A 12,987-nucleotide genomic window follows, 5' to 3' on the forward strand; every position below is an offset into this window, starting at 1 on the left:
AATTCTCCATACTGATCGACAAAAGTCCCGAAGTGCATCATTTCCTTTTTAACTGTTTTAACATATTTGATGGTTGCTAAATGCCCAACCATGCGCACATGTTTGCCAATATGTTTATCCATCTCTCGTGCACCTAATGCCCCTCTGAAGCTTGTTTTGAGCATTTCAAAATAGGAGAGAGTGACCGGAAAACCCAATAATTCAATCTCATCATACACATCTTCAAGTTGGTTATGTTCTAACTGAGGCAACTCAAATTTCTTTACCGGCAGATAAAAAAGCTTGTCCTGCTGAACAGTATCCATCTTTTTTCCCAATAGCATATGTGCTTCCCAAAGCAAGGCAATTTTGTCTTTTCCTGTAAAACGAAAGGCATTGATACGAATGAGAATAATAAGCTGTTCGAGTGAAACAGGCAATCGTTCGGTAAAATCCTGCAGGTTTTTGAAGTTACCGCCCAATTCACGTGCATGTTCAATGTTTTTTGCTACTTTTCTCTCCAGATTAGCAATATGGATAAACCCTAAATAGATTATATCGCCTTGAATACTTGTGAGGTAGTTACTGTTATTGACACAAGGAACCTCAATTGTTGCTCCTTCGCGCTTGGCTTCGTTCACATACACCCATGTGCGATAGAATCCGCCAAAGTTATTGATAACAGCCACCATAAACTCCTTTGGGTAATGCGCTTTGAGGTATAAACTCTGGAAACTTTCTACAGCAAATGAGGCCGAATGTGCTTTTGAGAAGGAATAGCCTCCAAAAGATTCGACTTGTCGCCATACTTCATTGGTGATTTTATCTGGATAGCCTCTTTCTTTGCAGTTTTTGAAAAATTTCTCGACTATGCGCTGAAACTCTGCTTTGCCTCGATTTTTTCCACTCATGGCCCTGCGTAGCACATCTGAATCGGCTAAATCCAGTCCGGCAAAATGATGACAAACTTTCAATACATCTTCCTGATATACCATCACGCCATAAGTCTCCTGTAATTGTTCTTCCATCACAGGGTGGATGTAGTCGAATTTATCAGGATGGTGGAAGCGGTATATGTATTCGCGCATCATACCCGATTTAGCCACTCCGGGACGCACAATGGAGCTTGCAGCCACCAGACTGATATAATTGTCGCATTTGAGTTTGCGTAGCAATCCACGCATGGCAGGGCTTTCTATGTAGAAGCAACCAGTGGTTTCAGCATTTTTGAGTTGATGCTTCACTTGGGGATCCTGTTTAAACTTTTCAACTTGGTGCACATCTACTTTAACACCCTTGTTTTTGAGGATGATTTCTACACTTTCGTTGATGTGGCCAATTCCGCGCTGGCTCAGGATGTCAAGCTTTTCAAATCCCAGATCTTCTGCTACATACATGTCCCACTGGGTAGTCGGGAAGCCTTTTGGAGGCATATCCAATGCGGTGTAGTTGAAAATCGGATCTTCCGAAATGAGTATCCCTCCGGCATGAATGGAGCGAATATTAGGAAAGTCCGACATTTTTCGCCCCATTTCAACGATTTTGTGGGTAATATGGTTGTTGTTGATTCCTTTTTCGGGATGATGGACCAAATCATCGATTTCAGCTTTCGGAAGTCCATACACTTTGCCAAGTTCGCGTAGGGTAGAGCGCCCCTTAAAAGTGGATGTTGCTCCTAAAAGAGCGGTATGTTCTTTTCCATAGCGTTTAAACACATAGTCGATTACCTCGTCACGATCTTTCCAGGAATAATCAATATCAAAGTCGGGTGGACTGCTTCGCTTTGGGTTGAGAAAACGTTCGAAGTAAAGGTCTAACTCAATGGGATCAACATCTGTAATTTTCAGACAGTAAGCAACCAATGAATTTGCCCCGCTACCACGACCAACATGATAAAAACCTCTACTCATAGAATAGCGGACTACATCCCAGGTAATGAGGAAATAAGCTGAGAATCCCAAGTTATCAATTATCTCCAATTCGTGTTTGACACGTTCTCTGGCAATTCTGTTGTTCTTGCCATAGCGATATTCAAATCCATCTGATGCCAGTTTTTCAAGCAAAATCTTGTCATCATAACGGTCTCCAGTGAATGTTTTCTTGTTTTTATGCTTGTAGAACTCAAAGTCAATGCTACAATTTTCGCTTATTTTAAGGGTGTTTTGGATGATCTGCGGATAATACTCATAAAAGCTCAAAAGCCTGCCTAAAGGAAGCATATACTCATCTTTTCCTGCAAGTTGTTCAGCAGTCAGTTGGCTGAGCAGGATATTGTTATCAATGGATCTGAGGTTTCGGTGCATCTCATAGTTAAACTCTTCAGAGAAGGTAACCGAATGCAAGGCCACCAATTTTTCTTGGTTATGACTGTAAGAGCTTGAAATTAGCTTGTTGAGCTCAGCAGGGCGTATACCTATAAATTCATACTCTTTAAGTTTTAGTTGTTTTTTATTAAAAGGATAAATGATGTATACATGATTGAAGTCGGGTGCTTTTGCAGGGAGTTTTCTTTTGGCCAGATTGTATTTACTCAGGAATTCATTCAGTTCCCTGAAGCCCAGGTTGTTTCTGGCAATTCCGATGAATAATAACTGGTTTTTATCATCCCTGAATTCGATTCCTGCAATGGGTTTAATTCCATGTTCTTTGCATTTCTTTACAAACTCAGGAATACCCATGGAGTTGTTAATATCTGTAAGCGTAAGTGATTGCAAATTAAATTTTAACGACTCACTTAGTAAAGTATCAATTGACAAGGTTCCATAGCGCAAACTATAGTATGAATGGCAGTTTAGGTACAAGTTTTTGGTTCTTAATTCATTATTCAATTGCTTTGTCATCTGAAACGAAGTGAAGGATCGTTCTGGTATTCAATTATTCTTTTGCCACGAAGACACTAAGCCTCAAAGAACCACGAAGTTTTTTACTGCAAAAACGATAATTGCACTATTTCTGAATTTCTGGCCATGAAAGGGAATTGGTATTCATCAATTTCTTCTTTTCTGCGGGCTTCTACGAGTCCTAATGCATTTACTAATGATTGAAGTTCGTGGTTATTCTTAAATCTGTTTTCCATGTTATTTATGTTTAAATTGTTAATGATCTGTTCTTGCTACTCGTTACTGGTCACTTGCAACTTGTAGCCTGCAATTTGTTTTATTCACTCTTCTCTACTTTAAATCGTTCATTTAGCCCAATGGCTCTACGTATAGACTTGGAACCGTGTTTTTCTCGTATTCCATCCATGGTTTGGTAGAGGTCAATTAGTTGGGGCTTATCGTTAAAAATGTTTAACTGCTGTCCGCCATAAACCAACTCACTGAATTTTACTCCAATAAGCCGAATGAGCATTCTGCGGTTGTACAGTTTTTTAAATAATTCGCGTGCTATTTCTATCAGGTGATGATCGTAGGAAGTATAGGCAATACGCTTTTGTAATGTATGCGTATCGAAGTTGGAATACCGAATTTTCACCGTTAGGCAGGAAGTGAGCTTTTCTTGTTTTCTAAGCTCAAAAGCCAGTTTTTCAACCATAATGGCAATTAGTCGGTTCAGTTTTACAATATCAATAGTATCCCTGTCGAAGGTGCGCTCAGTACTCATGGATTTTTGCTCGTGGTAGTTTTGTACGGGTGTATGATCGATGCCATTGGCTTTTTTCCAAATGGCAAGCCCGTTTTTCCCCATAACATTTTGCACCATTTCCTTCGGGATGTTGCTCAGGGTTTCTATGCGTACAATACCCATCGAGCGAAGCAGCTGATAGGTTTTCTTGCCAATCATCGGGATTTTACGAATCGACAAAGGGTAGAGGAATGGTTTTACATTGGTCAGGTTTACTTCCTTTTCTCCATTGGGTTTGGCTTCGCCTGTGGCAATTTTAGCTACGGTTTTATTCACCGATAAACCATAGGAGATAGGCAGGCCTGTTTCGCTGATAATTTTTTGGCGAAGCTCGTGTGCCCAGCTCATGCAACCGAAAAACCTGTCCATACCCGTAATATCGAGGTAATGTTCATCGATAGATGCTTTTTCATAAACGGGAGCTCTTTCTTTGATAACATCCGTAACCATACGGGAGTATTTGCTGTATTGATCCATATCACCCCTGATGACAATGGCATCAGAACAAAGATTACGTGCCATTTTCATGGGCATAGCCGAATGCACTCCATATTGACGCGCCTCATAGCTACAACTGGATACTACGCCACGATCGGAAGTTCCACCTATGATGATAGGCTTCCCTAGCAAACTGCTGTTTTGCAGCCGCTCCACGGATACAAAAAATGTATCCAAATCCAGGTGCACTACTGTTCGTTTTCCGCTATCCATATATAAATGCAAAAGAAAATTTGTTTGTTTAAATACTCTAATCTATCTTTGATTATAATTTAATCAAAATAATGATTGTAATATAATCAAAAACATGCAGAACTTGAAACTATTTTTAAATTTCCCCTCTGAGAGGGGAATAAGGGGTGTGTCGAAATAATGAAGCGAAGAAAAATAATCCCATATAATCCAAGACTAAAGCAGCTTGCGAGAAATCTGCGAAACAATAGTACACAAAGTGAAATCAGACTTTGGGGCTATTTAAAGGGCAAGCAGATAATGGGATATGATTTTCATAGACAGAAACCCATTGATAATTACATCCTTGACTTTTTCTGTAATGAATTGATGTTGGGGATTGAGTTGGATGGCTATTCGCATCATTTTGAAGAGGTGCTTGTCAAAGATGAGAGGAAAGAAAAGCGGATGAATGAACTAGGAATTAAGGTTATACGATTTGAGGATGAAGAAGTAATGAGAGATATAGATAATGTGATTAGGTCGATTGAGGGCTATATTGAGGAGTTTGAGGAGAATGTTAGGTTGTGTTTATGAAAAGTATTTATAACACACCCCTAACCCCTCTCAAGAGGGGAATGGATTGTGAAATGTCTAGTCCTAAAATAGGTTTACACGAAATGTAAACGTATGACAGTATTTAACAATTTAACAATACAACAGTTTAACAATTTATCATATGCTAAACCACTTTAACGCTAACATAAAACTACTACGAAAACGTTTAAGGATTACACAGGAAGATGTAGCCAATGAATTGAATATGAAGCGTTCAACGCTTAGCGGGCTTGAAAACAATGTCTCACAGCCGACCATTACAGCTCTGCTTACTTTTTCTAACTTCTATAAGGTATCCATAGATACTTTGCTGAAAATTGAGTTGAGTAAGCTTACTGGTGGACAGTTATCAGAAGTAATCAATGGAAATGATTTGTATTTGCGGGGTTCTACTTTGCGCATACTTACAACCACTGTCAATCAGGAAGATGTGGAAAACATTGAGCTGATTCCTGAAAAGGCAAAAGCAGGTTACGCAACAGGCTTTGCTGATCCTGAATACATCAAACGCTTACCAACCTTTCAGTTACCGTTTCTTTCAAAAGATCGGAAATACCGTTCTTTTCAGATCAGTGGCGATTCGATGTTCCCGATTCCTGAAGGAGCATATGTTACCGGAGAGTATGTCGATAACTGGTATTTGATCCGAAACCGACAGGCTTATATTATTTTGACTTTGGATGATGGTATCGTATTCAAAGTTGCTGAAAACCTGATTGAAAAAGAGAATAAACTTACTTTGTATTCATTAAACCCACTTTATGAACCTTATGATATACATGTTAGTGAGATTAAAGAGGTGTGGAAATTTGTGAATTACATTAGCTCTGATATGCCTGAAGCGGAATTGCCTCAGAATGAAATGCTGAAAACAATTGCAACGATTAAGCATGATGTAAATGAGTTAAAAAAGAAGTTTTATACTGATTAATTCGATTTTGACAGATTATGGAAAATTAATGCGTTTTGTCCTAATCACTAAAGGGAATCGTCTTGATTTTTTAGTATTGTTAAGGGAAATTTATCAAAGCACATATTTAATATTGCCAATAAGTATACCGAGATTGATACCAGCATACACCCCATAAAAGTACATATGATCAAAAATATCGTATCCTAAACCAAGCTCAGCTGTTAAATCAAAGCGATGGAAGTAATAACCCTGTTCAATGCTAACAACATAAATATACTCATCATGATATCTTCGATCGTTAACTAAATCAAAGTACTTTTTAACTGAATTATTTAACCGGAGGTTAATAAATGAAAAATGAAAAGCAGTTGAAATTCCTGTTTCTAAAAATATACCACTGCTAATACGTCTATCACCAGGTATATCAGAATAAATACTATTGTAGAAATAACCTAAGCTAAAAGCTGGATGAAATCCAATTATTTTATTATTCTTTCGATAAAAGCTTATTTTAAGTTCTGACCAGCTATCAGCAGTCCAATCATCAGCAATGATACCACTGAATTTTATTCCGTTAAAAACCTTTTTTTCTGCTGTATAATCTCTATAAGGATTGGTAAAATAATTCTGACTTTTGTTTTGACCAATAGAGGAGAGAACTATTGCTGTAAAAAGGAAAGCTAAGAGAATAGATTTCATGATTTCTAATGATTGTTTTTACGTTCATTGCAAATGTATTAGTTTAAGTTAAAATACTAGAACAATGTGTTGAGAAATGTTACTGATCTGTTTTTTAATACCAACTGTCTTCTTTTTGTACACCTAAGTAAAATATTTTTACATTCATTTCAGTATAACAAATCTATTTTACTATTATTGAGCTAATTATAAATTGGGCATAGTCATTGACAAAAACTAATTGCATAGATAATTATAGAATTAAATAGAACAAATGAAAAAAACAAAATTGAAAACACTGGCAGTACTAGCACTTGTGCTACTCATGACCAGTTCAGCATTTGCCCAAGATGACAAAGGCTATGTATTTACTTCAGTTACAGACCTTGCTGCAACTTCTGTAAAGAATCAGTACCGCTCAGGAACCTGTTGGAGTTTCTCAGGAATTTCTTATTTGGAATCTGAATTACTCAGACTCGGTAAAGGCGAATTCGACCTTTCAGAAATGTATATTGTACGTTGTACCTATATCGAAAAAGCAAAAAAATATGTCCGTATGCACGGAACAGTTGGTTTTGCAGGCGGTGGTCAGTTTCATGATATATTGAATATGATAGAATCATATGGCATTATGCTGGAGAGTGATTATCCTGGCATTCAGGGTGAAGAGAAGAATCATATTCATGGTGAAATGGATGCAGTATTGAAAGCTTATGTTGATGCTGTGATTAAAAATAAAAACAAGAAACTTACAAACTATTGGTTAGCAGGTTTTGAAGGCATCTTAGATGCTTATTTAGGTCCGGTTAATGATTTTGATTATAAAGGTAAAAGCTATAATCCAAAATCTTTTGCTAATGAGGTAATAGGACTTAATATGAGTGATTATGTGAATATTTCATCCTACACACATCATCCATTTTATACCAAATTCGGTATTGAAATTCAGGATAACTGGGCATGGGGACAAGTATATAATGTGCCTATTAATGAGCTTATGGAAATCGTTAACTATTCCTTTGACAAAGGCTATACAGTTGCCTGGGCAACAGACGTTAGCGAAAAAGGTTTTTCATGGCCAAACGGAATTGCTGTGGCATCAGCCAGAGATTACGAAGAGCTGGAAGGCATGGAAGAAGGCAAGTGGTCAGATATGAATAAAACAGAAAAAGAAGCCTATCTGTATAATTGGAATGCACCAGGGCCAGAAAAAGAAGTAACTCAGGAAATGCGTCAGTTGGGATTTGATAATTATCAAACTACTGATGATCATGGGATGCACTTTACAGGTATAGCTAAAGATCAGAATGGAAGCATCTATTATATAACCAAGAATTCATGGGGAACAAAAGGGAAGTATGATGGATATCTGTATGCTTCAGAAGCTTTTGTAAAATATAAAACCATGTGCATAATGGTTCATAAGGATTCTGTTCCAAAGAAAATTGCAAAGAAACTTAGTTTCTAATTAACTAATTCGGCAATTAGCCAATTCGATAATTAACTTTAGAACACAATGCAGGTTGGAGATATTCGATCTGCATTTTTTTTGATCGAAAATAATTTGACACTACATTGGTTTGTAATAGGTTGATTATTAAAGTTTTGTAGGTCCGATTTGTAATCGGACATTGGATCAATGGATAGTTAAAATATAGGAATTGTTCAAATTGACTATGCAAAAGTGAGAATCTAGAGATAATTTATTAGCACATCAATTAGTAATCAACTGTTTAGCGTTTTTCATCATTAAAGTCCCGATAGAATTTAACAATCTTGAAGACCGAATTTAATTCGGTCCTACATATGTTGTAGGTCCGATTTGTAATCGGACAAAGAAGGAAGACTAATAAGTAGTCACCTGCTCAATTTTATTTCTTTTAAGTAATTTTATTATCACTTTATTCATCTTTATAGTTCTGATAGAATTTAGCAATCTTGAAGACCGAATACAATTCGGTCCTACAATAGTTGTAGGTCCGATTTTTAATCGGACAAAGAAGGATGACTAATAAGTAATCACCTGCTCAACTTTATTGCTTTTCAAATAGTTTTTAATAATACTTTGCACATCGCGGTTGTCATCATAGGGTTTAACACAATCTTTGAGTAGTTCAATATCTCCATCAAAATTCTCGATATCGACATAGCCAAATCCTAGGTATTTGCCATTTTCAACTTTTACTATTGATTTCTCATTCCGCGAGCGTCCTTTATCCAATAAAAGAAAGTTTTTGTACTTGAATTCAAACGACTGTATAGCTAAAACAGCTCTTTCGTTGTATTCTTCGGTAGTTTCTTCTGCACAACATGCACCTAAGCATTTTCCTATTCCATAATGAAAGCATGCTCCTGTAGAACTATACAAGCCCGTTAACTTATGACACATGTTAAATCGTTCTGTTAGCATTTCCAAAAAGGAAATTGCACTTTTTCTGGACGTAAAGGCAGATAAGGGCATGTCTTCCTGACGGTTTTTATCAATATAAAAGTTAATATAGCCATTCGAATCATACTTGAAATAAATGCCCGAAGTAAAGGTGCTTCGCCTTTGTTGCCTGTTAAAAATAGGCATGTGTTTCTTAATTTCAGCTGATTCAAGTAATAAGGCAATTAACTCGCTACCTGTTTTTTCGCAGCTGATTTCAACAATTTGTTGACGCATATCGGCTGCCTTTATTCCTTTTGATGACTTGAGATGAGTTAAAACCCTTTTACGGATATTGATACTTTTTCCAATATATATCAAGTCCTCTTTTTCATTGAAAAAATAATATACACCACTTTCATCAGGTAAATTTTCAATACTTTGCTTTCTTAGTTTAGGATGCAGATCCTTAAAGGCAATGGCTGATACTTCGGAGAAACTATCACCGCCATTTCCTTCAATTTGCAATAAGTGCTCAAATAGCTGAACTGTAGCTAATGCATCACCAGCAGCACGGTGTCTGCCTTCAATGGAAATTCCTAAGCGCTGAGTAATATTACCTAAACTATAGGAGGGATGCCCTGGAATTAATTTCCTACTCAATTTTACAGTACATAATGTTTTGCGGTTGAATTCATAACCCAGATTATGGAACTCTTCTTTGATAAAATTATAATCAAAACTGGCGTTGTGAGCAACAAAAACACACTCCTTAGTAATTTCAACTATTCGTTTTGCAATTTCATAAAACTTTGGAGCATCTTCCACCATGGAATTTGTGATTCCTGTAAGACTGGTTACCACAGGAGATATTAAACGCTCAGGATTAATCAGTGTACTGTATTGATCAACCACACTTTGCCCATCATGAACAAAAATGGCTACTTCAGTTATTCGTTCACGTTTTGGACTTAAACCCGTTGTTTCTATGTCAATTATAGCATACACAAGACTAGCAAAAGTGATAAAAAATCTGTTTACTATTAGTGATTGTAAGTATCAATTATCAACATTTTTAAATGAAACAATGAAGTTAGAAATTTGTTAAATTTGAATATTCAAATCTGTTGATTTAACTGACTAGCAAAAACAATCCGCTATGCAAGCAATACAAACGAAAGGACTGGACATTGATCTTATAATGAGCAATGCAAAAAAAGCTGCTACTGAATTCAGGGAATATGGTCAACTCAGAACAGATGCTGTTGTAAAAGCGGTTTATCAAGCGGTATTTGACAAGCGAGTACATTTGGCAAAAATGGCTCATGAGGAGACTGGAATAGGGAAATGGAAAGACAAGGTGCAAAAAAACATCATTGCATCTCGCTTTGTGTATGAAGATATCAAAGATCAAAAAACCTGTTGTGTGATCAGTGAATCTATTTTTATGACTGAGATTGCACAACCCATTGGACCTATATTTTGTATTACACCAATTACCAATCCTACTTCAACTGCCATTTTTAAAATATTGATAGCCCTTAAAACAAGGAATCCTATAATTATACGTCCACACGGTGCTGCCCGAAAATGTACTATTGAAACTGCCCAGATTTGTTATGACGCTGCAATAGCAGCTGGAGCGCCAGAGAACTGCATTCAATGGGTGAAAAGATCAACACCGGAAGAAACCATGCGAATGATGTCGCATAAGCGTGTGGCTCTTAATTTGGCCACAGGATCAGTGAGTTTGGTGAGAGCAGCTTATAAATCAGGAAATCCAACTATTGGAGTTGGACCCGGTAATGTTCCGGTTTATATAGGGAAATCTTCTGATGTAAAATTTGCTGTGGATCAGATCATTTTATCGAAAACATTTGATAACGGAACCATTTGTGCCAGCGAACAAGCTGTTATTGTAAGTACAAATAATTCAAAAAAGGTTATTGCTGAATTTAAAAGACGCAATGCCTATTTTCTGAATAAAGAAGAAATAAAAAAGGTTGCCAAAATTGCTTTTAACAAAGAGCAAAAAACGATGGCTGCAACTGTTATTGGTCAGTCTGCCCACTATATTGCCAAATTAGCTGGAATTGATGTTCCAGAAGATACCAGCTTACTGATGGCGCCAATGGAAAAGCATGAAGTTGGATTGGATCATCCTTTATCTTTAGAGATATTGGCACCTATATTGGCGTTTTATGAAGTAGATAGCTTCAAGGATGGAATTGAAATGTGCAAAAAAATTAATGTTTTGGGAGGTTTGGGACATACGGTGAGTATTTTTTCAAAATATGAAGAGAAAATTAAGGAGTTTGCCACAGTCATGAATGCAGGGCGAATATTGGTTAATCAACCTTCATCTCAGGGTGCATTAGGAGGAACATACAATACTTTACAACCTTCTCTAACATTAGCTTGTGGAAGTGGAGGAAAGAATATTACCACCGATAACATCAGTGTACAACATCTTATGAATATTCAAAGAGTTGCCCGCAGAAAGGTAAATGATTGCCTTGAATGTACTCATCTGCAACATTGTGATGAGATAATTACGGCTAGTTCGATTGAAAAAATATGTACGAAGAAGTTTTAGAGTAACTAACCAATTGGACGTCATTCTCTTGAAAAAGGGAATCTCCTATCAGTTAATTCGAGATTCCCGCTTTCTTGCTTTCGCGTAGCTTCAGCAAAGCAAAGCGCGAGAATGACACCATTAGGGACTTTTGAGACAACTTAGAAGCAGTTTTATTCAACTTTAAACTCAATTGCCGCTGAGTTAATACAATATCTTAATCCAGTAGGAGCAGGACCATCGTTGAATATATGACCTAAGTGGGCATCACAAACAGCACAACGTACTTCAGTTCGAATCATACCATGACTTTTGTCGATAATCTCAACAATATTATTGGATTTGCTTTTATCGTAAAAACTGGGCCAGCCACAACTGCTATGAAACTTTGTATCTGATTCAAACAATTCGTTATCACAACATACACAATAGTAATGTCCTTTTTCAAAATGGTCAGTGTATTCGCCTGTTCCAGCTCTTTCTGTGCCAGATTTTCGAGTAACCTGAAACTGAAGTGGAGTTAGCTGTTGCTGCCATTCATATTCACTTTTCACTACTTTCATACTATCTGGTATTTGAGTTTTTATGTTTGTTGATTGATTCGTATTCCCCTGACTACAAGCATGAAGAAAAAACAAACTAATCATTACAAGTACATATGTTGTTTTCATAATATATTCTTGTCTTGCAGATATTGTTCCAGAAGAAAGAAATTGAATAGAATTCAAAATCTCAACAATTTTTGTAAATATAAACTTCAAAAAATCCACATTCAACAATCTGGATGAAGCTTTGAATAAATATGAACTATGACAGCATCAGAATTGAAACTCAAAATATTTCGCCAAATTGATTCATTGGAAAAGAATCGTTTAGAAGAATTATATGGCATTTTGGTGAATTTCCTGAATTCGGATAAAGAGATTAATGATTGGAAATTGTTGTCTTCAGAGCAAAGGCAAGGGATATTGGATGCGATTGATGATGTTGATGCTGCAAAAGGGATAGGTCATGAAGATGTAATGGATAAATTTAGAAAGAAGTATTTAATAAATTTCGACATATTTTGTCCATTTAAGTTGCAAACTTAAACGAGAAGGGTATTAATGGAAAAATGATCTATTCAAATGCTTATTCAAACATAAACAGCATAAACTATAAACTAGAAGGTGAAAGTGGATTATACTTTTTGGAGCTTACAAATAAAGAAGGTAAACTCGCAAGATTTAAAGTGATCAAGGAATAATTCAGAAAAAGGCTGTCTAGGAAGTCATAAATTCTATCTCTGGTGTCATTCCCATGAAAATGGAAATCTCTTTATCGATAACTTTGAGATTCCCGCTTTCGCGAGAATGACGGTCTGAAGGCTTTAAAATAACCTCTTTTTCATAATTGGGTTTGATTATGCAGATATTATTCCATTAAAAAAGGTACTGTTTAAATAACCAAGTAAAAGACGAAAAAAGTATCTTTACATAAGAAGAAGATCTTTCTATGAAAGACTATCTTGCGTAGCCTTGGCAGCATTTGGCAAGGCTACTTTTTTGTATCCTGGAACAAATA

Annotated in this window: 12 protein-coding genes; 6 read left to right on the top strand and 6 right to left on the bottom strand. The window is 36.5% G+C overall.

What is annotated here, in order from left to right; translation table 11 throughout:
• The 3 genes from HOG71_11495 to dinB all read right to left on the bottom strand — a co-directional run.
• Positions 1–2,819, bottom strand: a 2,819-nt coding sequence (locus HOG71_11495) for a DNA polymerase III subunit alpha (GenBank protein MBT5991463.1), incomplete at its 3' end; no start/stop codon positions are given.
• Between the two features lie 83 nt (positions 2,820–2,902).
• Complete coding sequence (locus tag HOG71_11500; protein MBT5991464.1) at positions 2,903–3,055, bottom strand: hypothetical protein; 153 nt, start codon at positions 3,053–3,055, stop codon at positions 2,903–2,905.
• 80 nt (positions 3,056–3,135) lie between these two features.
• Complete coding sequence (gene dinB / locus HOG71_11505) at positions 3,136–4,314, bottom strand: DNA polymerase IV (protein MBT5991465.1); 1,179 nt, start codon at positions 4,312–4,314, stop codon at positions 3,136–3,138.
• 159 nt (positions 4,315–4,473) lie between these two features.
• Here dinB and HOG71_11510 point away from each other — a divergent pair, with 159 nt between their 5' ends.
• Together HOG71_11510 and HOG71_11515 are read left to right on the top strand one after the other, a co-directional pair.
• Positions 4,474–4,869, top strand: coding sequence for a DUF559 domain-containing protein (locus HOG71_11510; GenBank protein MBT5991466.1), 396 nt, complete (start codon positions 4,474–4,476; stop codon positions 4,867–4,869).
• Positions 4,870–5,011: 142 nt separating this feature from the next.
• On the top strand, positions 5,012–5,821 hold the full coding sequence (locus HOG71_11515) for a LexA family transcriptional regulator (GenBank protein ID MBT5991467.1): 810 nt from the start codon (positions 5,012–5,014) through the stop codon (positions 5,819–5,821).
• 93 nt (positions 5,822–5,914) lie between these two features.
• Here the strand turns inward: HOG71_11515 and HOG71_11520 are convergent, their stop codons facing one another.
• A complete protein-coding gene (locus HOG71_11520; GenBank protein MBT5991468.1) occupies positions 5,915–6,502 on the bottom strand; it encodes a hypothetical protein in 588 nt (195 codons plus the stop codon).
• A 253-nt stretch (positions 6,503–6,755) separates the two neighbouring features.
• On the opposite strand from HOG71_11520, the gene HOG71_11525 reads away from it, so the two are divergent.
• On the top strand, positions 6,756–7,949 hold the full coding sequence (locus HOG71_11525; protein ID MBT5991469.1) for an aminopeptidase: 1,194 nt from the start codon (positions 6,756–6,758) through the stop codon (positions 7,947–7,949).
• Between the two features lie 540 nt (positions 7,950–8,489).
• On the opposite strand, the gene HOG71_11530 is transcribed toward HOG71_11525, so the two are convergent.
• A complete protein-coding gene (locus tag HOG71_11530; protein ID MBT5991470.1) occupies positions 8,490–9,857 on the bottom strand; it encodes a GIY-YIG nuclease family protein in 1,368 nt (455 codons plus the stop codon).
• Positions 9,858–10,008: 151 nt separating this feature from the next.
• Between HOG71_11530 and HOG71_11535 the strand changes: the two genes are divergently transcribed.
• Positions 10,009–11,445 (top strand): aldehyde dehydrogenase family protein, encoded by a 1,437-nt coding sequence (locus HOG71_11535; protein MBT5991471.1) that lies wholly within the window; start codon positions 10,009–10,011, stop codon positions 11,443–11,445.
• Positions 11,446–11,597: 152 nt separating this feature from the next.
• On the opposite strand, the gene msrB is transcribed toward HOG71_11535, so the two are convergent.
• The gene (gene msrB / locus HOG71_11540; GenBank protein ID MBT5991472.1) at positions 11,598–12,095 is read right to left on the bottom strand and encodes a peptide-methionine (R)-S-oxide reductase MsrB; all 498 of its coding nucleotides are present in this window, start codon (positions 12,093–12,095) and stop codon (positions 11,598–11,600) included.
• Positions 12,096–12,233: 138 nt separating this feature from the next.
• Between msrB and HOG71_11545 the strand changes: the two genes are divergently transcribed.
• Both HOG71_11545 and HOG71_11550 read left to right on the top strand, forming a co-directional pair.
• Positions 12,234–12,515 (top strand): hypothetical protein, encoded by a 282-nt coding sequence (locus tag HOG71_11545; GenBank protein MBT5991473.1) that lies wholly within the window; start codon positions 12,234–12,236, stop codon positions 12,513–12,515.
• A gap of 23 nt (positions 12,516–12,538) precedes the next feature.
• A complete protein-coding gene (locus HOG71_11550; protein MBT5991474.1) occupies positions 12,539–12,670 on the top strand; it encodes a hypothetical protein in 132 nt (43 codons plus the stop codon).
• Positions 12,671–12,987: the final 317 nt, after the last annotated feature.

It is taken from the genome of Bacteroidota bacterium, from assembly GCA_018698135.1.
Classification (GTDB): domain Bacteria; phylum Bacteroidota; class Bacteroidia; order CAILMK01; family JAAYUY01; genus JABINZ01.